The organism is Vibrio natriegens NBRC 15636 = ATCC 14048 = DSM 759 (assembly GCF_035621455.1).
Taxonomy (GTDB): Bacteria; Pseudomonadota; Gammaproteobacteria; order Enterobacterales; family Vibrionaceae; genus Vibrio; species Vibrio natriegens.
Window position 1 is genome coordinate 310,612 of the sequence record NZ_CP141823.1, and the last position, 24,480, is coordinate 335,091.

Annotated in this window: 21 protein-coding genes; 9 read left to right on the plus strand and 12 right to left on the minus strand. The window is 45.0% G+C overall.

Annotated elements, in window-relative coordinates:
- Positions 1-6 precede the first annotated feature (6 nt).
- The 4 genes from VER99_RS15920 to VER99_RS15935 form a co-directional block, all read right to left on the minus strand.
- Positions 7-900 (minus strand): branched-chain amino acid ABC transporter permease, encoded by an 894-nt coding sequence (locus tag VER99_RS15920; protein ID WP_020333763.1) that lies wholly within the window; start codon positions 898-900, stop codon positions 7-9.
- Positions 900-2,852 carry a long-chain fatty acid--CoA ligase gene (locus VER99_RS15925; RefSeq protein WP_020333762.1) on the minus strand — a complete coding sequence of 651 codons (1,953 nt, stop codon included), beginning with the start codon at positions 2,850-2,852 and terminating at the stop codon, positions 900-902. Before VER99_RS15925 ends, VER99_RS15920 begins: the two co-directional genes overlap by 1 nt.
- Positions 2,852-3,652 (minus strand): ABC transporter ATP-binding protein, encoded by an 801-nt coding sequence (locus tag VER99_RS15930; protein ID WP_020333761.1) that lies wholly within the window; start codon positions 3,650-3,652, stop codon positions 2,852-2,854. The genes VER99_RS15925 and VER99_RS15930 overlap by 1 nt, the downstream gene beginning before the upstream one ends.
- Before the next feature lie 241 nt (positions 3,653-3,893).
- Positions 3,894-5,531, minus strand: a complete 1,638-nt coding sequence (locus VER99_RS15935; RefSeq protein ID WP_024372583.1) for an electron transfer flavoprotein-ubiquinone oxidoreductase — start codon at positions 5,529-5,531, stop codon at positions 3,894-3,896.
- Positions 5,532-5,690: 159 nt separating this feature from the next.
- On the opposite strand from VER99_RS15935, the gene VER99_RS15940 reads away from it, so the two are divergent.
- Both VER99_RS15940 and VER99_RS15945 read left to right on the plus strand, forming a co-directional pair.
- A complete protein-coding gene (locus tag VER99_RS15940) occupies positions 5,691-6,443 on the plus strand; it encodes an electron transfer flavoprotein subunit beta/FixA family protein (protein WP_020333759.1) in 753 nt (250 codons plus the stop codon).
- Complete coding sequence (locus VER99_RS15945) at positions 6,440-7,366, plus strand: electron transfer flavoprotein subunit alpha/FixB family protein (protein WP_020333758.1); 927 nt, start codon at positions 6,440-6,442, stop codon at positions 7,364-7,366. Before VER99_RS15940 ends, VER99_RS15945 begins: the two co-directional genes overlap by 4 nt.
- 73 nt (positions 7,367-7,439) lie before the next feature.
- Here VER99_RS15945 and VER99_RS15950 read toward each other — a convergent pair whose 3' ends face one another.
- From VER99_RS15950 to VER99_RS15965, 4 genes are all read right to left on the minus strand, one after another.
- Complete coding sequence (locus VER99_RS15950) at positions 7,440-10,649, minus strand: HD domain-containing phosphohydrolase (protein WP_020333757.1); 3,210 nt, start codon at positions 10,647-10,649, stop codon at positions 7,440-7,442.
- A 197-nt stretch (positions 10,650-10,846) separates the two neighbouring features.
- A complete protein-coding gene (locus tag VER99_RS15955) occupies positions 10,847-11,218 on the minus strand; it encodes a DOPA 4,5-dioxygenase family protein (RefSeq protein WP_020333756.1) in 372 nt (123 codons plus the stop codon).
- 188 nt (positions 11,219-11,406) lie between these two features.
- Positions 11,407-12,315: an O-acetylserine/cysteine exporter gene (locus tag VER99_RS15960; protein ID WP_020333755.1), complete on the minus strand. Its 909-nt coding sequence runs from the start codon at positions 12,313-12,315 to the stop codon at positions 11,407-11,409.
- A gap of 226 nt (positions 12,316-12,541) precedes the next feature.
- Positions 12,542-13,744 carry an MFS transporter gene (locus tag VER99_RS15965; RefSeq protein WP_014233932.1) on the minus strand — a complete coding sequence of 401 codons (1,203 nt, stop codon included), beginning with the start codon at positions 13,742-13,744 and terminating at the stop codon, positions 12,542-12,544.
- A 166-nt stretch (positions 13,745-13,910) separates the two neighbouring features.
- Here VER99_RS15965 and VER99_RS15970 point away from each other — a divergent pair, with 166 nt between their 5' ends.
- The 3 genes from VER99_RS15970 to VER99_RS15980 all read left to right on the plus strand — a co-directional run bounded on the left by VER99_RS15970 (position 13,911) and on the right by VER99_RS15980 (position 16,409).
- Positions 13,911-14,789, plus strand: a complete 879-nt coding sequence (locus VER99_RS15970) for a LysR family transcriptional regulator (protein ID WP_020333754.1) — start codon at positions 13,911-13,913, stop codon at positions 14,787-14,789.
- A 98-nt stretch (positions 14,790-14,887) separates the two neighbouring features.
- A complete protein-coding gene (locus VER99_RS15975) occupies positions 14,888-15,646 on the plus strand; it encodes a metallophosphoesterase (RefSeq protein ID WP_020333753.1) in 759 nt (252 codons plus the stop codon).
- A gap of 157 nt (positions 15,647-15,803) precedes the next feature.
- Positions 15,804-16,409 carry an AAA family ATPase gene (locus VER99_RS15980; RefSeq protein ID WP_014233929.1) on the plus strand — a complete coding sequence of 202 codons (606 nt, stop codon included), beginning with the start codon at positions 15,804-15,806 and terminating at the stop codon, positions 16,407-16,409.
- Between the two features lie 14 nt (positions 16,410-16,423).
- Here VER99_RS15980 and amrA read toward each other — a convergent pair whose 3' ends face one another.
- Together amrA and amrB are read right to left on the minus strand one after the other, a co-directional pair.
- A complete protein-coding gene (gene amrA, locus VER99_RS15985; protein ID WP_020333752.1) occupies positions 16,424-17,002 on the minus strand; it encodes an AmmeMemoRadiSam system protein A in 579 nt (192 codons plus the stop codon).
- A complete protein-coding gene (amrB, locus tag VER99_RS15990; protein ID WP_014233927.1) occupies positions 16,980-17,783 on the minus strand; it encodes an AmmeMemoRadiSam system protein B in 804 nt (267 codons plus the stop codon). Before amrB ends, amrA begins: the two co-directional genes overlap by 23 nt.
- A 64-nt stretch (positions 17,784-17,847) precedes the next feature.
- On the opposite strand from amrB, the gene amrS reads away from it, so the two are divergent.
- From amrS to VER99_RS16010, 4 genes are all read left to right on the plus strand, one after another.
- Positions 17,848-18,936, plus strand: a complete 1,089-nt coding sequence (gene amrS, locus VER99_RS15995) for an AmmeMemoRadiSam system radical SAM enzyme (protein WP_024372581.1) — start codon at positions 17,848-17,850, stop codon at positions 18,934-18,936.
- A 125-nt stretch (positions 18,937-19,061) separates the two neighbouring features.
- Complete coding sequence (locus VER99_RS16000) at positions 19,062-19,514, plus strand: Rrf2 family transcriptional regulator (RefSeq protein ID WP_020333750.1); 453 nt, start codon at positions 19,062-19,064, stop codon at positions 19,512-19,514.
- Between the two features lie 90 nt (positions 19,515-19,604).
- Positions 19,605-19,988 (plus strand): hypothetical protein, encoded by a 384-nt coding sequence (locus VER99_RS16005; protein ID WP_020333749.1) that lies wholly within the window; start codon positions 19,605-19,607, stop codon positions 19,986-19,988.
- Between the two features lie 381 nt (positions 19,989-20,369).
- Positions 20,370-20,552, plus strand: a complete 183-nt coding sequence (locus tag VER99_RS16010) for a hypothetical protein (RefSeq protein WP_014233923.1) — start codon at positions 20,370-20,372, stop codon at positions 20,550-20,552.
- Between the two features lie 77 nt (positions 20,553-20,629).
- Here VER99_RS16010 and nadE read toward each other — a convergent pair whose 3' ends face one another.
- Positions 20,630-22,720, minus strand: coding sequence for an NAD(+) synthase (nadE, locus tag VER99_RS16015; protein ID WP_020333748.1), 2,091 nt, complete (start codon positions 22,718-22,720; stop codon positions 20,630-20,632).
- Between the two features lie 177 nt (positions 22,721-22,897).
- On the minus strand, positions 22,898-24,352 hold the full coding sequence (locus VER99_RS16020; protein WP_020333747.1) for a GntP family permease: 1,455 nt from the start codon (positions 24,350-24,352) through the stop codon (positions 22,898-22,900).
- Positions 24,353-24,480: the final 128 nt, after the last annotated feature.

Sequence of the window (24,480 nt, forward strand, 5' to 3'; positions counted from 1 at the left end):
TTCTCCTTAAATACGCTCAATATCTTTGGTACCAAACAGGCCATATGGCTTGAAGGCAAGAATGATTAACAGCACATAGAAAGGTGCGATGTTGTACAGGTTACCCACTTGCAGGTATTGGCTATCAAAGAACTCAGCCAGATTCTCTAGTAACCCGATAGTGATACCACCAACAATCGCCCCGACCACCGAGTCCAAGCCTCCTAAGATTACCGCTGGGAATACTTTGATGCCGATGATGGATAGCGCGTCAGAAACACCGTTTACAATCCCGATAACAATCCCTGCTGTCGCGGATACCATCGCCGAAATAGCCCAACTGATCGCAAACACTTTCTTGATGGAAATGCCAAGACTCTGAGCTACTTGCTGGTTAAATGCCGTCGCTCGCATCGCCAAACCCATTTTGCTGAATTTGAAGAACCAGTAGAACGCACCCATGATGATCATCGAGAAAATTAAACTAAGGATGTAAGCAAACTCGACGTTTAAACCACCAATATTCACCACGTTTGTTTCGAATACTTGTGGATAAGAAACGGCTGATACGCCAAATATCCATTTCATCAGTGCCTGGAAGAACATCGACAGACCGATCGTCACCATAATGACCGAGATGATCGGCTCACCGATTAAAGGCCTGAGTACAATGGTTTGCACAGCGATACCAAACACCATCATAAAGGCGAGTGTCAGTAAGAAGCCGACAAAGAAAGGTAATTGAAGGTGAACCAACGCCGCCCAACACACCCATGCGCCGATCAGTAGAAATTCACCTTGCGCGAAGTTCACCACCTGAGTCGATTTGTAAATCAATACAAAGCACATGGCGACCACGCCATACAACATGCCGACGATTACGCCATTAATGACGAGTTGCAGTAATAAATCCGTATTCACTATGCGATCCTCCGTTGTTCGCTATCCACCAGTGTCAGCTCATGTTGAATAAGCGTTTCAATCACCAATGACGTTTGAATGCGTGTCTTAGTCCCATCCTGATAAGTAATCACCGTATCGACATCGACATTTGGCGCTGCACTGTAAATGGTTTCGATGATGTCACCGTATTTCTCCGCAACCACACCACGACGAACTTTACGCGTACGGGTTAACTCGCCGTCATCGGCATCCAGCTCTTTATAAAGCAGAATAAATTTGCTGATTTTCTGTGCGTCTGGAAGTGATTCATTCACTTTCATTACTTCTTCGCGAATCGCTCTATACACTTCAGGTTGCGCAGAAAGGTTGGTGTAGTTGGTGAACGCAATACCCTTTTGCTCTGCCCATTTCGCAACGATTGCATAACGAATACAGATAATTGCAGAGAGCCAAGGTCTGTCTTTGCCCACCACAACCGCTTCTGCGATAAATGGTGAAAACTTGAGTTTGTTTTCAATAAACTGCGGAGAGTAACGGTCACCGTGGCTGGTTTCCGACATGTCTTTCAGACGGTCAATCACCACTAAGTGGCCAGATTCTTTAAAGTAGCCCGCATCGCCAGTATGCATCCAGCCATCTTGCACATCTTCATCGTAAGCGGCCTGGTTGTTGAGGTAGCCGGTAAACATGCCAGTACTTTTGGCAATGATCTCACCCACACCATTGCTGTCTGGGTTGATAACTTTCACTTCCGCATTGTCAAACGCCACACCGACTGAGTCGTAGTCGACATCATCCGCTTTATGCACGGTGTACGCGCCACACATTTCAGTCTGACCATAAAGCTGTTTGAGTGGCACACCGATCGCTTGCAGATAGCGGAAAGTATCTGGGCCCATTGCCGCACCGCCTGTTGCAGCAGAGGTCAGATTCGAGAAACCTAAACGGTCACGCAGTGCTCGCAGAAGAATCCATTCGGCTAGCTTGGAGCGTTTACCCTGATCCAAGGCTTGATTCGCCAACTTCATGCCGAGTTTGTACATTTTCTGCTTAAACGGGGTAGAGTCCATCATTCGAGCAGACACGTCTGCCACAATGTTTTCCCATACACGTGGAGCCAATAAAACGAAGTTTGGGCCAATCTCGCGTAAGTCCGCCATCATGGTTTCCTGCTCTTCGACAAAGTTGACGATTTGACGGGAAATCAACGCCTGACCAACCACATATACCTGTTCCATAATCCAAGGCAGAGGCAGTACCGAAACGTAGTTATCACCTGGAGAACGTGGGTCGGCACGAAGATAAGCCGCACAGTGATCCAAAAACGTGCCGCTGTGAAGCTGTGCGAGCTTTGGTTTAGAAGTCGTACCCGAAGTGGTACAAAGAATCGAAAGATCGCTGCCTTTGGTTGCCGCAACCATATTCAGATATTTGTCAGGGTCAGCTTTGTCGATTAACTGACCTTTTTTATACGCTTTCTCGACATCGATAAGTCTTGGATCATCGTACTTGCGCATTCCGCGTGGATCACAATAAATGATGAACTCAACGCTCGGGATCTCATCGCCCAACTCAAGCAACTTGTCACATTGCTCTTCATCTTCTGCAATCACAACTTTCGCTTTGGCATAGTTGATTAAATACGCCACTTCCTCGTGCATCGAGTCTTGATAGATGCCCAATGAATAACCTTTGATCGCATGCGCGGCCAGTTCGCCCCACACCCATTCAGGTCGGTTGTCGCCTAAAAGCCCCACAACGTCTTGCTCACCAACACCTAAATCTTGTAGTGCAAGCGCCATCCACTTGACTCGATCTTCATAATCCTGCCAAGTAAATTCTCGCCAAATACCAAATTCCTTCTCGCGCATAGCGACCTGATCTGGCCAGTGCTTGGCGTTGTGCTGCAACACTTTTGGAAAGGTATCTAAGCTGGTTATATCTGCCCAATCATTATGTTGCTGTGCCATTATGCACTCTCCTCTAATGTCGGAAGTTCTTCACCCAAATAAGCTTGTTTCACGTGTGGATTCGCCATGACTTCTTCTGGCTCACCCATCGCAATGTGTTTACCAAAGTCCAAAACGAGCACCCGATTGGAGATGTCCATGACCACACCCATATCGTGCTCGATCATGATGATGGTGATGTCCAGTTCTTCGTTGAGATCCATGATGTAACGTGCCATGTCTTCCTTTTCTTCAAGGTTCATACCGGCCATCGGTTCATCAAGCAAAAGGAGTTTTGGTTTCAAAGCTATAGCGCGAGCAAGCTCAACACGCTTACGTAACCCATAAGAGAGCGTGCCAGCGGTGGCTTTACGGATGTGTTGGATTTCTAAAAAGTCGATAACGTCTTCTACGTACTTGCGGTGTGCCATCTCTTCTTTTTGTGCGTTAGAAAACCAGTAAAGCGGGCCTGTCACGAAATTGTTTTTCAATAGGTGATGGCGGCCAACCATGATGTTGTCGAGTACAGACATATGAGAAAAAAGCGCCAGGTTCTGGAACGTTCTACCCAGACCTAACTCTGCTCGTTGACTCGGTGTACGCTTGGTGACGTCATTTCCGGCAAACACTACGGAGCCTTTGTTAGGCGTGTATCGTCCTGAAATGCAGTTGAGCATTGATGTTTTACCAGCACCATTGGGACCAATGATTGAAAAGATTTCCTTTTCGTTCACATGGAAGCTCACATCGGTTAAAGCTTTAACCCCACCAAAGGCCAATGAAATATCGTTTACCTGCAAAAGAGGTGTTTCCGATACCATAGTTGATCTCCCTTTCTTTTTGAGTGCGTTCCGTGAAGCACTATTTCCATATCCAGCCTGACGTTGATACTGGCAACTGCTTATACACCTATGCATCAACTCATTTATTCAGTTTACGTAAACGTCAATTTAAAGTCAGAATAGTGCCTAGAAGTTGAAGTTGCAATCCAGTTCATCGATTAAGATTTGAACTAACGCAAACTTTAAGTAAATAAATTGTTAATAGAAATTACATGCGAAATTACATGTTCGGGTAGTTAGGGCCACCGCCCCCTTCTGGAGGTGTCCAGGTAATGTTTTGACTTGGGTCCTTGATGTCGCAGGTTTTACAGTGAATGCAGTTTGCCGCATTAATCTGTAATTCAGCTTGTTCCTCACCCTTGACTATTTCATACACCCCAGCAGGGCAATAGCGCTGTGCTGGCTCGGCGTAAAGAGCTAAGTTCTGCTCTATTGGTATTCGCTGACTAGTAAGATGCAGATGACATGGCTGATCTTCTTCGTGGAAGATATTGGACAAATAGACTGAAGAGAGGCGATCAAAACTCAATACGCCATCCGGCTTGGGATAGGCAATCTCATGGCTCTTTTCTGCCAAAAGTAACGATTGATGATCAGGATTATTACAGCGTACATTCCACTTCGCTTTGCCTTTTAACACGTTGTGTTCCAGCATCGCCAAGCCTCCACCTAACCAAGCGCCAAAGCGGTGAATGCCGCTTGAAAAGTTACGTGCCTGATACAGTTCTTCGTATAACCAAGACTGGTGGAAATGTTTCTGGTAATCAGCACTAGCCGACTGATTTAAAATTGCTTCGAATACTGCTTCGGCGGCAAGCATCCCCGATTTCATTGCGGTATGAGTGCCTTTGATTTTGGCACCATTGAGCGTGCCTGCATCACAGCCAATCAGTAATCCCCCAGCAAATTCTTGAGTTGGAAGGGAGTGGAACCCACCTTTAGTGATCGCTCTCGCGCCATAGCTGATGCGCTTACCATTTTTAAGGTATTGCTCAATCATCGGGTGATGTTTGAACCGCTGGAATTCGTCAAACGGGCTGAGATGAGGGTTGGTATAATTGAGGTCGATTATCAGACCAACCGCAACTTGGTTACCTTCCAAATGATAGAGGTAGCTTCCCCCTGTTGCCTCACTCGCAAGTGGCCAGCCTAATCCATGCACAACTAACCCTTGCTGATGCTGCTCGGCAGGAATTTCCCACAGCTCTTTAAAACCAATCGCATAGTGCTGAGGCGTTTTATCATCAGCTAAATTAAATTTGTTAATCAGTTGTTTACCGATATGACCACGTGCACCTTCGGCAAACAAAGTAAACTTAGCGCGAAGCTCAATACCCGGCTCAAAATTGGCTTTCTGCTTGCCATTTTTATCCAAGCCCATATCGCCAGTAATTACGCCACAAACACGGTTTTGCTCGTCAAAGATAGCCTGACTGGCACTGAAACCTGGGTAAATTTCCACGCCTAAGTTTTCCGCTTCATTCGACATCCAGCGGCATAAGCTACCTAAGCTTATTATGTAGTTACCTTCGTTGTGTAACGTATTCGGCACTGCCCACGTTGGCAGCTCATGACCATTGAGTTCATTACTCAGATAGTAGGTTTTATCCTGATTAACTTTAGTATTCAGTGGGGCACCCATTGCCTCCCATTCAGGAAACAACTCCTCCAGACTGCGCGTTTCAAACACCGCACCAGAGAGTATGTGCGCGCCGACTTCTGAACCTTTCTCGACAACACAAACTGAGATTTCTTGGTTTTTTTCCATTGCCAACTGTTTAATGCGGCAGGCAGCAGACAAGCCCGCAGGCCCTGCGCCAACAATCAGAACATCAAACTCCATGCAGTCTCTTTCCATGGTTGTATTCCCTTCTTCTTTTTGCATGTTGCCAACTTGTTAAACAACAATATATTTAAAGTTGACGCAAACGTAAAGGTAAATTAACATCAATTTAAAGACGTCATCACATCGTCTTCACTGTAAACACATAGTCTTCACTGTAAAAAGGAATCTAACGTGAAAATACTAGTGCCAATTAAAAGGGTCATTGATCCTTACATTAAGGTCCGTGTTAAGTCGGACAACAGCGATGTTGAAACCAATAACGTCAAGATGACTATCAACCCTTTCTGTGAAATCGCCGTTGAAGAAGCTGTGCGACTTAAAGAACAAGGGATTGCAGAAGAAGTCATCGTTGTGAGTGCGGGTGGCACACAGTGTCAGGAACAATTGCGTACTGCCCTAGCGCTAGGCGCAGATCGAGCCATTCATATTGAAACTGAAGACAAGATTGAACCGCTGGTTGTATCGAAACTACTAAAAGCGATCGTCGAGCAAGAGCAAGCTCAACTGGTGATCACCGGTAAACAGTCTATCGACACCGACAACAACCAAGTTGCACAAATGCTGGCAGCTCTGCTTGACTGGCCTCAGGCAACCTTCGCTTCGGAAGTGAAGATTGAAGATCAAAAAGTTCAGGTAGTGAGAGAAGTTGATGGCGGTTTGATGACAGTAGCAATGAGCTTACCAGCGGTGATCAGCACTGATTTACGCTTAAATGAGCCTCGCTTTGCGTCTTTGCCAAACATCATGAAAGCCAAACGCAAACCACTAGATACGATCACTCCCGAGAGCCTGGGTGTTGAGATTGTATTTAGCCAGACCATCACTGAAGTCACGCCACCAGCGCAACGAAAAGCAGGCATCAAAGTAGAGTCTGTCTCTGAACTTATTGATAAGCTACGTAACGAAGCGAAGGTGATTTCATGAAGAATCTAATTATTGCAGAACATGACAACCAGCAACTGCATGCCGATACGCTGAAAGTTGTGAATGCTGCGAGTCAGGTGAGCCAAGACAATACTCTACTCGTGGTTGGTTATCAGTGTGAAGACGTTGCCCAACAAGCAAGCCGAGTTGATGGCATTGCTAAAGTGATTTGCATTGACGACGAATCGCTGGTGCACCAATTCGCCGAAAATATTGCTCCTGTTGTGTCAGGGCTAGCCGACGGATTTGACGGCATCTGGGCAAACTCTTCATCAAAAGGGAAAGATCTTGCGCCACGCATCGCAGCTAAATGCGGAGTTGGACAAATCTCAGATATCGTTCAAGTGGTGGATGACAAGACATTTATCCGACCAATTTATGCGGGTAACGCGTTCGCTAAAGTAACATCAAACGACTCATTGCGTGTGGTCACCGTGCGTGCTTCGGCCTTTGACCCGGTTGCCTGCAATAGCCAAGTTGACATTGAACATCAGCAAACCACAGTTCAATCTCCAGTTGTTGAGTTGGTCGCTATCGACAAGACCGTTTCAGAGCGACCTGAACTCACCGCCGCTGAAATCGTGATTTCTGGTGGTCGTGGTGTGGGCAGCAAAGAAAACTTCGAGCTTATCGAAAAAGTTGCCGACAAACTTGGCGCAGCGATTGGGGCGTCTCGTGCTGCCGTCGATGCTGGTTTTGTCGCGAATGACTTACAAGTTGGCCAAACCGGTAAAATTGTCGCACCTAAGCTTTATATTGCGGTTGGGATCTCTGGTGCAATCCAGCACCTTGCAGGTATGAAAGAGTCTAAAGTCATTGTTGCGATCAACAAAGATCCAGACTCCCCTATCTTTGAAGTCGCTGATTACGGGCTAGTCGGCGATCTGTTTGAGATTCTGCCTCAGCTTGCTGAACAACTGTAAACAGTCAAACAAAGGGCGAGCAGGTTGATGCTCGCCCTTTTTGATCCTCTTATAGTAAAACCTCGCGCTTAAACTAGAACCCACCACTTACGTTCTGAGTTTCAGGCTCTAAAGGCGAGCTGCAATTTTGTGACTCTTCAACATCAATCTGCTCATCTGGTAGGAATGTTTTCGCATACTCGATGTGAAGGTTATGATTTAACATCAGCTCAAACAAATCCTTATCTAAGTGCCCGTCTTGAACCATAAAATTGAGTATTTTTATCGCTTCACTTAGTGGTTTGGCTTTTTTATACGGTCGGTCAGATGCGGTGAGTGCTTCAAATACATCGGCAATGGCTAAAATTCGAGTTGCGGTCGGCAATTCATCTGCACTGAGTTGTTTTGGATATCCGTCACCGCGGAGGGTTTCATGATGACCACCTGCATATTCTGGAACACGCCTTAATTCTTCCGGTAATGGCAAAGCTTCAAGCATTCGTATCGTAGAAACAATATGTTCGTTAATTCGGTAACGGTCTTCTGCAGTTAACGTACCTCTGCCAATACTCAAATTATACAGCTCTCCTTGATTTGCCTGATATTCAGGAGCGCGCATTTTAATCTCTTCACCAGTTTTACTATTCGGGTCTTGCGGCCATTTAATCAAATGCTCTGGCTTATCAGACAACAGATTTTCTTCACACGGCACACTCTGAGACTCTATGCTTTCAATACGCCGGCTTTCTTCTGGCGACAAACCCAGCCGGTCATCTAAGTGGCGAATCCAGGTTTGAGAGGCGATTTCCTTCAATCTATCCAAGTGTTCATCAGACATAAACTCGCCACCCACATTACATTGGGCAACAAAGGCAAAGTCATCTTTAATCTGCTCCTGACGCTGAGCAAGCGCGCGTTTCAATTCGTCGGCATCTTTACCAGATTCAATGCCTTTCCAATAGGAAATTTCCGCCTCTCTTAACAACACTTCAAAACGCATTCTAACCAGATGGATTCGGTTAAATATCGCTTCAAGCTTGGTGCCTTTGTCGACGATATGTTCTGGTGTGGTCACTTTACCGCAATCATGCAACCACGCAGCAATTTCAAACTCCCGCCACTCTTCTTCTGTTTTCAGTTTGAAATCTTTAAAGGCTGGCAAATTACTCTTGTTAGCGGCTTTCGCGAGTTCAATCGCAAGTATTGGTACCCTCTCACAGTGCCCCGCCGTATAAGGAGACTTGTCATCAATGGCTTGAGCAATCAGCTTGACGAACGAGTCCATTAATTCTTGCTGATGTTTTTGATATTCTTCGATCGAGCGAGACATAGAGAACATCGAATCCGAAAGCGCCGAAAGCTCGGCTATCCAACTTGGTACTTTCTCTACTGAGCTAAAATCCCGCTTCTTGATTTTTTCGCTCTCACCAAATAATGCCCGAACCGGTCGAACAATGACATTGGCGAAAAACAAAAGTACTGGCAAAAGCAACAACATCGCACCAAACGTGATGACCGTAGACTTGTTCACTTTATCCATATACGGCGCTTGAATTATCTCGGTAGGGAGAACAAACCCAATGTATTCTTTGGAGCCCAGGCTTACTTCGACTCGCTGCACATAAAGGGTGTACGGTTTGCCGTGACTTTCAATTGAGGCCAATACCGGACTGTCCGTTTCGCTCTGTTTTGCCATGTTGACCAGTTCACGAAACGGCACAACCCCCGCTTTAAGAGAACGGACAATATTGTTGTTTTGACTGCTTTGATCGCCCTGATCTTCTAACCATTTCTTTTCTAGCGATTGCTTCTCTGTGTCAGAAACAGATGCCATGGCTTTGTTAAGTAAACTCACCAGTGGCTTTTTATCTTCAGCAACCATTATCGACAACGTTTGATCAAAGCCTTGTATTGCTTGATGTACCTTTAACTCACTAAGAGAATAAGCACCAACCAAGTAGTCTGCGACTCGCTTAGACTCCAACGATGCATCGGCTGATCGGTTTTCCACCGCTTTAAGTGCACTTAGACTGTCTTTCACTTTTAGGACATTAATATTGGGATAATCGCGCTGAATACGTTCAGCCAATCCCGATCCCACCGAGATAGCCAGTGACTTCCCTTCTAACTGATCTAAGCTGCTGACGTTTGGATGTTCTGTTCTGGTGACAATCGCGCTGGATAGCTCAAGATACGGTGTGGTCGATAAGCCCGTGTGTGACGTTAACGGCAGCTCGGGGACTGACTGTTGAATATCGATATTACCGGACAGGTACAGAGCGTTTAAATCTTCCCAACTGTATCCGTTAACGTATTTGACGTCTAAACCGAGTTTTTTGGTTAAGAGACTCACCAGATCGGTAGAATAACCTTGCGGTAACCCGCTGTAAGAGAAATCGAATGGTGGCCAGTTTGATTTATTCGCGATCCGAAGAACACCAAGCGAATCGACATAATGCTTCTCTTCGGCAGTCAACGCTATCGGCTGTGTTGGTAAAGCATCAGTGTCACTGGCTAACTCGAAGGAGTGTGCATGAATGCGTCCGTTGGTATCAAATATCATGGCTTCGCCATCGGAGTTATTCTTAGCAAGAAATGCGGATAATGATGTAAGAGAGATATCTGCTGCGATAACGCTATCGGTATTTTTTATGCGTTTGGCGTAAGTGACACCCGGCGTTTGTAGATTGTGGAAAAGATAAGGCGCAGTTTTGACGACTTCATTGCTGTTGATGGCTTTTCGATACCAGGGACGTCTATTTGCAGAATACGTCGTGGGCTCTACATTGCGGCGAGTGAGGTTGAAATTACTATCGTAATATTCAGACAATCGCTCCTTTCCTCCTCCTGATTCATAAATTTTAACCACTAACCAACTTTCATCTGTCGCCGCACCGTGTTTGGATTTTAAATTCTCACTGCTGCCGAGATTTATCAGCTCATAAAAGTCGCCATTTCCATAACCAATGTATACCCCATATAAATTATTATTTTTTAACATCGCTTGGGCGATCACTTCTCGGGCTGAATGTTGATCGTTGGTTTCGACTTCCTGATCTATTTGGGGAAAGTGTGAGAGTACATTGATGAGGTTACTTGTTTGTGTATTGAGTGAATCAATTTTTTCGCTAAAGCCATTTGCAGTCCGGTTGAACGCCGTTGATGCGGCATCTTTGGCAAGTCCCTGACTAAAGTAATACTGTAATGAAAGGGCTAAGATAACGATTAATGAAGATAAAAATAGAAATACGGAAACCACTGTTACTTTCATACTGAAAGTACTTTTCTTGACCGCTTCGCTCATGTTCCCCAGCCTCCCTGGATAACAAATCACCTGCCAACGATATGATTATTCTTATTGTTAAAATATTAGGTTAGATCAGATACTTAAATATTCAAGATTTAACATAACCTCTAAGTTGCCTTATCCTGGCTAAACACAAAAAGAAAGGAGCCGCGAGTGCGACTCCTTAACATCCATTCGGCTGGTTATAGGCTCTATCAATCTTCTCTTTCTGATGTCGCTTCGAAAACAGATAAATCCAACACAAGGCTTTCACCCAGCCAATACGCATACAGAGTATGATCTTCCCACTCGTTACCTGAAAGCGCGTGAACCAAAATTGACAAACCTTCTCGATTTTCTTCTAACCATGGAATGAGCTCATCAAAATCCTTAGACGTGAACTTGAGCTGACAACTCCATTTCGGGTGCGGACCAACCAATTTCTCATGGACTCGTCCCATTTTTACACGAAACCTTTCTTCGGCTTCTCGGCATAGCCCTGACGCAAACGCCACCGTTTGGTGATCAAAATAGACATGGGCATGATAAGCCCGATGAGAGTTTACAGGTCGTTTACTTTCGTTCATGTTGTACTTCCATATCCTTTTTAGTTAAGGACTTATAAATATTAACTTAACTGTCTGACAGTGTAGACTATCTCAACCGCCTCCATAGATGAAGTTGAACGTAATCATTCATACCGCAGATTAATTCTAAACGATTAAGCTTCTTTCCCAGGGTGGAACATCGCCGCCAAAACGCTCTAACACTACCTCTAAACCGACGACACCAGATCAGCTTTTCTCCTAAACCAACGTCGACCAAATACGTTAATCACTAACCCCACTGCAATGACAATTACACCCATCACCTGATACAAGCTCAGGCTTTCATCTAATAGAATCCATGCGCTAAGCAAGCCAAATACCGGAACCAGCAAAGACAAAGGCGCAACCAAAGCAGTTGGATAACGACTCAGCAGGTAACTCCAGCCTCCATAGCCGACAATAGTCGCCAAAAGTGACAGGTAAACAATTGAAAACAGGTTGTGCCATTGCATGTTTAACAACGAGCTCTTGATAACGTCTGGTCCCTCTATCGAAACAGAGGCAATGGCAAATGCGAAGGTGGGTACTAAGGCGCTCCAGACGATCAGTGACATAGTCGGCACGCTGTAGTTTTGCATGATCACTTTATTGGTAATGTTGCCAAGCGCCCAACAAGTTGCAGCACCTAAAATGAGTATCAAGGTCACACCAGTAAGCGATGCAGCGCCATCATGTTGCGCTGCCGCAAGTAGGTAAACGCCACAACCAGCGGTCACAACTGCAATAACATTGTGACGCTGCACCTTTTCTTTGAGCAGTAATATTCCAAATCCTAGCGTGATAAATGCCTGTGCCTGTAAGAGAAGTGACGCTAACCCTGCCGCCAAACCAACATTCAGCGCCCAAAAAAGTAACGCAAACTGTCCAAAACTGATGGTTAAGCCATAGGCAACAAGCCATTTTAAAGGCACTTTAGGGCGAGGAATAAAAAGCAACGCAGGAAACGCGACTAAAGCAAAGCGCAATCCCGCCAGTAACAGAGGCGGCATCCCTTGCAGGCCGACTTTGATAACCACAAAATTGACACCCCACACCAGCACGATGGTGAGAGCTAATAACCGATCACGTAAAGACATTATGCTTCCTTTCAGGCGTCCACCGTGTCACGTAATACGGATAGTTGGCAAAAGCGGCTTACCGATTACCCCTCGGGGGATGAGTTGGATATAGAATCGAACTTCCAGACTGCCTGAAACATGGAATTAACACAAGAGTTGCATATGTTTTACTTCGTCCAAAATGAGAAAGAGCCCGCGACAGGCTCTTTTAACACTACACTAAACACATTCATACACAGAGCATTTATGACATAGCATGAGAATGGTTATCTTTGTATATTTTGATCCACTGGTAAATGATCACTAATAGGATACAAAGCGCGAGTGCGATACGTGTGGCTCCCAGAATACCCTGCCATCCCCAGGCTTGATAAAACGGCTCTAAGAAAAAGACGCCTAAGCTCGCACCTGAGTAGTAAAACAAACTGTATAGCGCTTGGGCACTGCCTTTAGATTTAGTGGCTTTTCGACCAATCAAGGTACTGGCTTGCGCATGACAGAAAAAGAATCCGACCGATACCATCACCATGCCAATGACCATGGTATAGATATTTGACCAACTCATTAAAAAGTTGGCCATCAACATAATGATTGCACCAAACGCCACGCCAGCAATCTGACTGTGTTTTTTCGCAAACTGACCAGCAAGCGAAGAGCTGGTTGTACCGCCAAGTAACGTTAAAAACATCAAACTACGAACGTCGCTAGGCAGGTTGTATGGGTAATCGCTTAACACCATCATCAAATAATTAGAAAGGTTAACAAACGTACCGAATGCCAAACCGATGAGTAGATACAACACCACCAGCTGAGGGTTTTTAAGGTGATAGCCATACGCTTTGAGACATTTCCCCACGCGAAGAGGAGCTGGTTTAAAGTGACGCTGCTTAGGCAATAAACAGTAAATGATGACATAAAGAACCACACTGATACCAGCAATCATATAGCCAGCGTATGCCCAGTTACCCAGCAGTTCCGTGCTGAGTCCACCCATTAAGCGACTGCAGATCCCGCCAAGAGTGTTAGAGGCTACGTAAAAACCGACCGCGCCTGCTAGCCAACTTTTTCTCAGTTCCTCGCCCATAAGCGGTACGGCCAATGCCGGACATACCGCCAAAAACATACCCTGAAGAAAACGTAAGCTTAAGAAAACGTCATAGCTTTTTACCATAGGCAGAGCAAGCGAGACCAAAAGCCCAATCGCGGTCCCTACTAATAACACTTTGCACCGTCCGATAGCGTCAGACAAACTGGCGAAAATCAATAAGCCCAGCCCCATACCAAATAAAGGTGCTGACATCGCTAAGTTTGCAGCCAAAGAGCTAACCTGAAACTCTTTCTGAAGCACAGGCAACAAAGGCTGCAACCAATAAATATTGGCAAAAGTGACGATGGAGAAGAGACAGACACAAATGACGACTCTACTGTAATGGGCTGATTTTTTCACTGCAAACTACTTTTTCTTGTCAATTAATGAAACTGGTTACAGCGCTAGGGTATCGACCAATTGACAATAAAAAAAATATTTTGTATTTATCAGATCCATAAATAAAATTTATATACATAGATAAACCGAAGCCGTCATTGTGCGATCTAAGTAAGGATGAGTGGATATGGAATTACGTCAGTTAAGGCACTTTGTTGCCGCCGCAGAGCAGAGCTCTATTTCCGCCGCAGCGAGGTTGATGAACTTAGCGCAACCAGCAATTAGCAGTAGTATCAAGAAGCTGGAGCAGGAACTGAAAACGCCACTGTTTAATCGCAGAGATCGTGGTATTACTTTGACCGTCGCTGGCAATGAGTTTCTTTCGCACGCTATACAAATCTTAAAACAGGCTGATGATGCCAAACTGGCGATGCAGGCAATGGAAGGATTAGATCAGGGTTTGGTTGACGTTGCCGTACCCAGCATGCTCGGCTCTTACTACTTTCCGCCTCTTGTGATGGCATTCAGGCATCAATATCCGAATATTGATATGAATATCCTCGATACAGGCACGCGTAATATTCGACGAATGTTACTTGAAGGAGAAGTAGAGCTTGGTGTCGTTGCGAGTAAAGATCTCACACCGGAATTAGAAAGCGGCCCACTTATCCGCGAAGAAATGGTCGTTTGTATGGCCGTCGATCACCCTTTAGCAGAGAAAGAGGTGATTGAATATTCTGATTTTCTTGCTCACGATTTAGTCCTGTTTCAAAAAGGCTACTATCACCACACCTTAATCGACCTAGTTTCTCAACAAGTTAACATGAAACCGAAAGTCGCGTTTAGCAGTAATTTACTGCCTTTAATCAAAGCAGTGATTCGCCAAGGTTACGCCATTTCACCGATGTGGAAAGTCGCAATCAGAGATGATGATGAGATCGTTACTCGTCCATTTGCCGAAACGTTCGAAATTGACCTAAGTTTGGCCTGGCGTAAAGATAGCTACCTTTCGCGTGCCAATCAGACGTTTCGCGACTTTCTTTTATCTGAAGTCAATAAGAATTAACGACGCTCTAAAGCGACGACTTAGTAAGTGCAAACTGCCCTTTTTTAGCCTGTGCTATTCTTGAGTAAGGTATCACTGATATAAGTAAGCTAGTGATCATGAGCAGTCCATCTGACTTACCATTACATACTCGCTTCTCCCGAAATACGTTGGGAAAAGATCTGTTTGTTGGCGATATTCATGGTAATTTTGAGCTGTTTATTCATGCGTTAAAGGCGCTTCACTTCGACAAATATCGAGACCGTGTATTCTCGGTTGGTGATTTAACCGATCGAGGTGATGACTCTTTACGATGTTTAAACCTCGCGAGAGAAAAGTGGTTCTTTCCCGTCCTGGGAAATCACGACAGCTTTATTTTGGAAAGATTCGATCAAGACCCATACAGAAAGTCCATGTGGATGATGAATGGTGGCGAATGGTGGTTGTCCTTAACGCAAGCCGAAAAAGAAGCCGCCAGAAAAACCGTTGCCTCGTGCTTTAGCCTGACGCTTAGTGTGGAAGTCGACCAGTGGCGCATCGGTGTACTGCATGCGGAATATCCATTTACTCTGTGGCCACCCGACGAAAAATCCGTAGATAAAGACTCGATTAAGACCATGCTTTGGGGGCGGGATGATATTTTAAGAAGTACAGGTAAGCACATTGATAATGTTGATTTTGTTGTGTCCGGCCATACCCCGTTAAACAGCCCCAAAATGAAGAAAAATAAGTTATTTATTGATACTGGCGCAGGTTACAGTGCGAACAACTTTATTCCTGACCCTCGTATTACTTTGTGTGAGTTCCATCAAGGATCCATCGAAATGCACTCGATCAATATGCATGATGAAAAACGACTTGCGTTCGAGGTTATTTAGGCAGCACGAATCATTCATGGATTCAGAAATATTTGTACTGCCTAGTTTGTAAGTGGCTTATAGAGCCAGCCATTTATTAAACCTAACATTACCTAACTTTGTATATTTTTTGACTATGCTTTAAATATCAACTAACTACTTGAAGTCAGAGGCTAGGATGAGAAAGCAGTTACAAGTCGTGGTAACCGGTGGCCCGGGCGGAGGGAAAACTACTGCATTGGATCTCTTTCGCAGAGAACTGAGGGATAAAATTGTGGTTGTTCCTGAGGCAGCCACACTACTTTTCTCTGGTGGTGTCGAACGTTCTGACAACGAACAAAGTACTAAGATGGTACAAAAGACCATTTTTCAACTGCAAAAAAACCTCGAAGACATCTATAAAATCCAGTATCCAGATAGATTATTAGTCTGTGACCGTGGTTCGCTTGATGGACTCGCCTACTGGCCCAATTCAGAAAGTGACTTCTTTAAGCAAATAAACTCTACTTTCGAGCAAGAACTTGAACGCTATGATGCCGTGATCTTTTTTGAGTCTGCTGCTGCATCTGGACAAGACATCAGCAGCAACAATCCAACTAGGAGTGAATCTCTGGAACAAGCAGCAAAATTAGACAAAAAGCTGCAACGAATCTGGTCCAAGCACCCCCACTTTTACTTTGTTGGCAGCTCGGAGTCTTTTGTTAGAAAAATCATGTTTGGAATCATGACTTTAGAAAATGTGATAAACCGCTACCCTACCCATGCTCTGCAAAGTCAGAAATAGAACCAGCGGCGAAACTATATTTCAGAGATCACGGTGGTTGTAAAATGATGGATAACAATGTCTTCGTCCCAATAAGTTTCTGGCCACCCTCCTTTGCGCTTTAACGCACGAACAAACTGTTCAGGGGTCGGCAAAACTTCCCACACTGAAGGAAGAAACACAGCTCGGTGCCATTCATCTTCTAATAACAGCCCATCAATACCGGGACGCAATGTTGCCAGTAAGGTTGCTTCACCATGATTTGTTAGAGGCTTTAAGTTTGATAAGACGGATATATCGACATTCAATCCAGATCGGTCACTCAGTGTAAGAGGTAGGAACCGAGAATCCTGAAAACCGCTGGCATACGCATTTTTACAGACATTAAGCCACAGAGGTTCATTCGCTTCTAATGAACCAATGCAGCCGCGTAACTTCCCGTGATGCTGTAACGTAACAAAACAGGCGGCTGGCTTGAGTAACTCTTTAAGATCTGGCTCTGGTGGTAGCTGTAAACCATTACCTCTTAGTGCTTCATCAAGAACCTGCCAAACCATTTGCAAAAGACGTGTTTTGGCCTCCTGAGTCAATTCAAAACAAGATGAAGCTAGCATAACCAACGACTCCTTCAGACGGCTCTGGAGCGCGATTTTCATGATGGGCCATCACATCTCCTGAATTGGTGTAATTAATACACTTAATCTCCCAGTGTTGTTCCTTGGCGAAGTCGAGCAAGCCATTGATTGCATTACATCCACAGGCTCGTTCGGGGTGAATGTTGCTACCAAACGACAAAACACGCTGAATGGTATCGGCATCAATCTCATTGGCTTCGCTGTAAGGATGGTAATGACTGAGGTCGCTACTCACGACGATGAGAGTATTGGGTGTTTGAGTCACCGCTTCCAATATTCGCTTTACGTATCCGTGTAAATCGCGTCCCACGACTATTGGTAAAAGCGTGAAATCATTCAGACAATATTGTAGGAAAGGCAACTGCACTTCTAACGAATGTTCCCAATGATGAGCTTGATCTGATGTTGCGACCAGATCTTGTGACAGCAAATCCTCAACACCCTCACGATCTATCATCACCTCTCCCGTTGGGGTAAGAAATACATCACTGTCCGGGACGGCACAACCATCTAATGCGACATGGTGGCTGGGTCCGAACAATACAACGCGAGAAAACGTATTTTTGCTATTGCTCAACAGGCGAAAAGCCTTAGCCGCTACTTCGCCGGAATAAAAGTAGCCTGCATGGGGCACGATAAGTGCCTTTGGCGCCTCAGTTAGTAGTGCTTGCTCGGCAAAATAACCGTCGAGCTGAGTTATGAGTTCATTTGCTGTTGCGGGATAAAATCTTCCGGCCACCGCGGCTTCCCGATATTTCATTGCATTCCTACTCGTATGGCATCAACTATACTTTTAGTGTAGGTCATTAGAGGGTGAATTCACTATGCAAACCTCTCCTCCCGATTATTTCCCAACTCGCTACTGGCATAAGCTAGAGGACGGTCGCGTATGTTGTGATGTATGCCCACGCAAATGCACACTGCGAGAAGGAAAACGCGGCGCTTGTTTCGTGCGTATGCACCGGCAGGGAGAAATCGTCCTGACCAGCTACGGACGTTCCTCAGGTTTTTGCATCGATCCCATTGAGAAAAAGCCGCTCAATCATTTCTATCCCGGCTCCAGTGTTCTGAGCTTTGGGACCGCTGGTTGTAACCTTAGTTGTCAGTTTTGTCAGAATTGGGACATCAGCAAGTCACGCGAGTTTGACACCTTATGTGACACCGCAATGCCAGACGAATTGGCACAAACGGCACTAAAATACGGTTGTAAAAGCTTAGCGTTCACCTACAACGACCCAGTTGTGTTTATGGAGTATGCCATCGATGCAGCTATCGCAGCTCGTGACCTTGGTTTGAAAAGCGTTGCCGTGAGTGCTGGTTACATATGTGAAGAGCCAAGAGAAGAGTTCTACCGTCATATGGATGCCGCAAATATCGATTTGAAAGGCTTTACTGAGCATTTCTATCACAAGATATGTCACGGTCACCTTCAACCTGTTTTAGATACCTTGCTGTACTTGAAAAAAGAAACCGACGTATGGTTCGAAATCACTACGTTACTCATTCCTGGTGAAAACGACAGTGATGCTGAACTTAATGCCATGTGCCAGTGGATTTTTGAGAACCTGGGGGCAAGCGTACCACTTCATTTCAGCGCCTTCCATCCGGATTTCAAAATGTTAGACAAAGGCAGAACCCCGCTGAGCACCTTATTGCGAGCCCGGGATATCGCCCTTTCGCACGGATTACACTTTGTCTATTGTGGCAATGTTCACGATCCGGACTCCGATGCCACCTATTGCCCTTCTTGCGGTAAACCGATCATTGAGAGAGATTGGTATCAACTCGGAGAATACCATTTAGACGACACTGGCCACTGCAACCACTGTGGCCACAAAATCCCTGGGCGATTTGCAGGACCAAGAGAGAACTTTGGACCTCGACGCATTCCTGTCGCTATTCATCGGCGATGATTAATTTCCCCCAGACAACTAAGATAAGGGAAGCCATGCCACCTCACTTCACCAATTACACGTGCTGAACACTGACGATATTGTTATGATGTCGGCTCTTATTCAGTCGGATTTACAATAATTTTATGAATTTAGACAGCCGGTTATCACGCGTACTTCACATCTTGCTTCACTTGGCTCACGAAAATAAACCAATGAGCTCGCAGCACTTTGCTACTATGCTCGGAACCCAGTCTGCCGTCATTCGTAGAACCATGGCTGGTTTGAACAAAGCAGGTTATATAACGTCGACAAAGGGCAAGAACGGCGGCTGGTCTATCAGTTGTGACCTGGAAAAAGTGACACTTCTTGATATTTACCAAGCCATCGGTGAACCCAAAGTATTTTCTATTGGCTTTGATAACCAAAATCCTAACTGCCTTGTCGAGAAGTCGGTAAATACATCGTTAAACGAAGCGCTACAAGAAGCCGAAGCGCTGTTACTCAAACGCCTGTCACAAGTCACCCTCGCCTCTTTGAGTGACGAGTTTACCCGTCAATATACCGAGCACGCAGAAGCAACACACCAAAACGAATAAAAGAATACCCAGCTTTGTTTTGTGGTTGATATTCGCACAAACTTTAATGTATCTTTTAATGATACAGTTTAAGTTAAGTAAGATCGTTTTATGTTTGAATTATTAAGTACAACGCAAGCAGAAAGCTTGTGGGTCTGTTTTGTGTTAGCCGTTGCTGCATCCAGTATCTCTATCACCATCACGCAAACTGAACTTTTTATCCCGGTCCAGAACCTTGCCAATAAGTGTGGGTATATGATTGGCTACCTGTTTAAGTGCTTCTATTGCATAAAGCATTGGGTCGTCATTCTTGGTGTCGCGCTCTATCAACCCAGAGTCATTGTGAGTGATTTCGCGTTGGTGGATTGGATTGTTTCCGCCTTTTTTACCATAACGATAAGTAGCTTAGTCAGTGGCATAATGTTTAACGTTTTTATCAGAGCCATGAACAAAAAGCTAAAGCAAATAGAAGTTCAAGAAGCCTCTCAAAAATAGTTTAGCCACTTTCGAGACAGAGCAAATTCACAAACAACATCGTTGTCGCTCTGCGTTTGCAACTCGCCGTGTTTGGGCCGAACGTCTATGCCGCTTTGTTTAAGTTATTTCTACCAGCCGAAGTGGCAACAACCCGTTAATTTCCTTTTTGAGTAAGACAAATTGACTGCTTAATTAGGCACTAAAAAAATAAATCACCTGTAAGTGTATTGGTTTTTAACTTGGTAATATCTTTGTTATTCAAAATGATATTTCCACTTTTAGCGCAGAAGAAACCTGTCAAACTCATTTGGTTAAACTTATGTTTCGTTTTTAACTAGTGTGCAACTTAAATAAACGGATTAGTTTAAGTAGCACGTCAATGACAACGGAGCGACGACGATGAAAGTACTTATTCAATACACGCAAGCAGGTAAATACCGAGATCAGGCATGGGAAACATTAACGCTTAAATCTAAAGGGCAAGTTCAGGCAGTTACCCCAGCATGTGCGGCGCAATTGATTGAACAAAAGAAAGCAAGCTTAGTCACATCTGACGATGATCAGATCATCTTCTTCACCTAATCATCCTCAACATCAATACTTTAAATATCAGGACAAAGAGAAAGCTAGGGAGCAGTTAGAGCGGATCTTGAATCACGCTAGCTGTCTTTCATCCAGCAATTATCCTCGATGAAGGCTAGCTCCTCTTGGTATCCAGAGCTTAGAAGCGGAAAACGTTTATAGGTTTTCGGATCCAGGCTATTGAGTTCGATATGAAACCCCGGAGCCTGACGATCGCGTTTCCATTGATTGCGAAACAGCAACTTAAAAAATTTGACGATATATGTGGCCATGGTTTGGTTGTCTACGCGTTCAAATTCTTCCGTCATCGCATCAAAAATATCCCTTGGTGACATACCGGCTTCTAAGGTCAAAAAAACCATACGATCGAGCACATCATAAGGCATCAAATCCTCTTCATCACTTTGTTCTTCGGGGCGCAACTCCGCCGTTGGACGTTGATTATTGATATAAGAAAGCGCTTCTAGCTTCATGATGTGATTACCAGTGCAATAAAACCCTTTTTGCTCTAGCCATACCAGTAACTTGAGAATTCGGCTTTTAGTGACACCGGAAATAGGTGCGAGGACTCCGGAAGAATCACCATCCATTGTGCAGTAACCTACCGCCCCTTCCGACATGTTGCTCGTTGTCAGCAGCAGTTTATTTTCCAGATTAGCGATGAACCAAATACTTGGAGAGCGCACACGTGCCTGAATATTTTGCAGCGCAATATCATGATCATTCCAATTGAGCTCTAGATTGGTTGCTTTTGATATCATCGACTCGTAATTCTTCACCACCTCGGCAACACTGAGGTTTAGAAATTTCGCACCAAATGACTCCGCTACTTTTTGCGCAGCAGTACGAGTAACGGAACCGCTGTTCGCGCTGGCCTGATACGCAGTTGTCAGCATGTTCGCCATTATTGCTGATGCCGTATCCCTGACGAATTGCTCTAGTTTGTTTGAGGACCCCGCCTGTTTGAATTTACTCCTTTGATCTTCGCTCAAAAATTGACTCAAATGGTCTGGTAGTGAACACTCGTCATCTTTCTCTGTTTTGGTAACCAGCTCCCAAAGTTCCAGGATAACGGATGTATAAACAGCACTAGCGACCAAAGCAGAGTCTGCTCCGCCACTTAATGAAAGCGCGTAGCCACCAGTGTGCGTTTTTCGAAGCCAATCACGTAAACCTATTGCTATCGCACGCAAAGCTTCTTCATGTTCCAAATATTCACTATCTTCCCAAGGCTGATTTAGCGGCGGTACATGCAACTTGGGAGAGCTAAGAGATTTACTGAGCGTTACTTTGACGACAGCCTCTGTATCAAAGTCATGTTCCTCATAATAGCGTTGACTACTATTGATTTGGCCAATCCTGCTGCGGGATAAGTCGATATCGGCCGTTACAACCTCCACATCACTCATGTGAAAACGTTCGCCTTTGGCAACCAAACTGCCATCAACCGCAATCATCACGCCAGCATCATAAATTGCCCGGCCAGATTCACACCCTGATAGATTGGAATACACATAACAGGCCGAATATACGCGGCTTGACTCTTCCACCAGCCGCTTACGAGTGAGAGATTTACCTATCGAAAAGTGACTAGCACTTGGGTTAGCAATCACTTCAACACCTTGGTTGAAGAAACGTTCTGAAGTGCGGTCGGCAACCCAGGCATCCTCGCAGATTTCAAAGCCAACTTTGACACCGTTAACGCTGTAAACCAGATTGCCAACACGCACAGGTGGTGTCCCTTCTTTGAGTACCACCGTCGCGTTTTTATCTCGAGTCCATGGCGTAAACCAACGTTGCTCATAATGAAGGCCATTCGCAGCTAAATTCCGCTTTAGAGAGATGCCTTGAATTCCTTCATGCGTAACCAGCGCAACACCGTTGTAAACCCGATTGTTAATCATCACGGGTAAGCCAACAGATACCGCCATGCTATTGGGAATCGACTGCGTTAGGTCAGAGACACTTTTCAGTGCGCGCTCAGAGACATGAGGACTATGGAAAAAATCTTCACAGCCATAACCAGAAATACACAACTCTGGCGTAATAAGCAGTTCGGCTCCAGCTTGATGTGCAATCTTGATTGCTTTTTGAATGTTATGCAGGTTTCCACTCCAATCCATTGGAGTCTGGTTTAGTGAGCATGAGCTAATATGCAGTTTCTTCACAATACTTCCTTTCCTCAACTTCTGGCCTTAAGCCAATACTCAGTAAGTATTAGTGATTGAAACGAAAATGAGCAAATGTAGCTTCCCGCAACAGCAATCTTGACAGGTTTTCATAAACAAAAAGCCCCATATTGAGGCTTACAATATGGGGCTTTTTATTGTTGAGTTCTTGTCAGATTAGGCAAGCGACTCTACTGATTTTGTTTTACCACTTTTGATTTTTACCGCGACGATAACCGCCGCAAGCACAGCAATTGGTACTAGTGGATCAATGATAGTGCCGCCTTTACCAAACACTAAGTTTAGTACCATGATGATTGATGCACCGATAGCCCATGCAATCGTTGACGATACAGACCAAATCTTCAATTGATCCGTTAACTCAGTGATACCAAGCGTGCGGTTGATGATGTGGAAGTAAGAGTCATTTAGGTGAGAGAAACCTACAGGACCTACCGCACACGCCAACGCTACGAAAACAGGGTCTAGACCTAATGTTTCTACAAGAGGCAGAGTCATTGTCGCAGCAACCATCATAGACGCAGTTGCAGAGCCCTGGATTAGACGAAGCATTGAAGCAATTGCCAATGGAACTAATAGTGGTGGAATACCACTGCTTGCGATAGCTTCAGCAACTTGTGGACCCGCACCAGACGCTTTTAATACTGCACCCATTGCACCACCACAACCTGTTACTACAAGGATCAAACCCGTTGTCGATAAGGCATCGTCCATTGAGCCAACCATATCTTTACGTTCAATCTTACGAGTCAGGCCATAAAGCGCCATTAGAACACCCAGACCAACTGCAACTACAGGGTTACCCAGTAGAGAAAGAACTGTATGTAATGCTGAATCACCTTTACCTACTAACGTATTGATTAGAATAAGTGCGATAGGGATAAGGATAGGACCGAACGATAAGAAGTTACCAGGTAATTCTTTGTCATCTGTCGCTTTTACTTTTTCAAGGTTCGCCCAATCCGCTTGATTCGTAATCCAAGATTCGCCATTTGGAACTCGGTAGTATTCATTACCTACGCGGCGGATGTAGATCATCGATAGCAGCATCATTGGGATTGATACCATTAAGCCCCAAAGCATGTATTCCCCAAGGTCGACACCGAGAATACCAGCAACAGCCACTGGACCTGGTGTTGGCGGAACAAGTGCGTGAGTAATCAACAAGCCTAGAGCAAGAGTGACGCCTAAGCCAACCGCTGATTTACCCGTATCTCGTGAAATTGCGCGGACAAGAGAGTGCAAAATGATGTACGCAGAGTCACAGAATACAGGGATTGCCACGAGAACGCCGGTGAAACCAAGCGCGAGATCCTCACGGCCTTTACCACAAAGTTTTACGAAGGTTTTCGCCATGCGAACCGCAGCGCCAGAGCGTTCAAAACACGCGCCCATGATCACGCCAAATGCGATGATTAGGCCGATACCGCCCAGTACGCCACCAAAGCCAGCTTTAATCGCGTTAATTAGATCGGTTGGGGCCATTCCAGCAAACAAGCCCATAATGATACTGGCAATAACCATTGCGAGTGCTACTGGGATACGTGTTTTTACTATCATCCCCATCATGGCAATGATGCCAATCACAATTCCTATTAATGCTCCGTCCATTTTTGTTTCCTTTGTCTCGTGTGTAGGGTTTGTGCTATGGGCAATCAAGTTATGCCCATAGCACTTATTGTTATTTATGACACTTAATCTTTTTGATTAAGTTATCTTTATTTTTCATCTGGCTTTGC

Coding starts and splice junctions, on each gene's coding strand:
- VER99_RS15925 (WP_020333762.1), bottom strand. CDS start 2,852: ATGGCACAGCAACATAATGATTGGGCAGATATAACCAGCTTAGATACC.
- VER99_RS15930 (WP_020333761.1), bottom strand. CDS start 3,652: ATGGTATCGGAAACACCTCTTTTGCAGGTAAACGATATTTCATTGGCC.
- VER99_RS15935 (WP_024372583.1), bottom strand. CDS start 5,531: ATGGAAAGAGACTGCATGGAGTTTGATGTTCTGATTGTTGGCGCAGGG.
- VER99_RS15945 (WP_020333758.1), top strand. CDS start 6,440: ATGAAGAATCTAATTATTGCAGAACATGACAACCAGCAACTGCATGCC.
- VER99_RS15950 (WP_020333757.1), bottom strand. CDS start 10,649: ATGAGCGAAGCGGTCAAGAAAAGTACTTTCAGTATGAAAGTAACAGTG.
- VER99_RS15955 (WP_020333756.1), bottom strand. CDS start 11,218: ATGAACGAAAGTAAACGACCTGTAAACTCTCATCGGGCTTATCATGCC.
- VER99_RS15960 (WP_020333755.1), bottom strand. CDS start 12,315: ATGTCTTTACGTGATCGGTTATTAGCTCTCACCATCGTGCTGGTGTGG.
- VER99_RS15970 (WP_020333754.1), top strand. CDS start 13,911: ATGGAATTACGTCAGTTAAGGCACTTTGTTGCCGCCGCAGAGCAGAGC.
- VER99_RS15975 (WP_020333753.1), top strand. CDS start 14,888: ATGAGCAGTCCATCTGACTTACCATTACATACTCGCTTCTCCCGAAAT.
- VER99_RS15980 (WP_014233929.1), top strand. CDS start 15,804: ATGAGAAAGCAGTTACAAGTCGTGGTAACCGGTGGCCCGGGCGGAGGG.
- amrA (WP_020333752.1), bottom strand. CDS start 17,002: ATGCTAGCTTCATCTTGTTTTGAATTGACTCAGGAGGCCAAAACACGT.
- amrB (WP_014233927.1), bottom strand. CDS start 17,783: ATGAAATATCGGGAAGCCGCGGTGGCCGGAAGATTTTATCCCGCAACA.
- amrS (WP_024372581.1), top strand. CDS start 17,848: ATGCAAACCTCTCCTCCCGATTATTTCCCAACTCGCTACTGGCATAAG.
- VER99_RS16000 (WP_020333750.1), top strand. CDS start 19,062: ATGAATTTAGACAGCCGGTTATCACGCGTACTTCACATCTTGCTTCAC.
- VER99_RS16005 (WP_020333749.1), top strand. CDS start 19,605: ATGTTTGAATTATTAAGTACAACGCAAGCAGAAAGCTTGTGGGTCTGT.
- VER99_RS16010 (WP_014233923.1), top strand. CDS start 20,370: ATGAAAGTACTTATTCAATACACGCAAGCAGGTAAATACCGAGATCAG.
- VER99_RS16020 (WP_020333747.1), bottom strand. CDS start 24,352: ATGGACGGAGCATTAATAGGAATTGTGATTGGCATCATTGCCATGATG.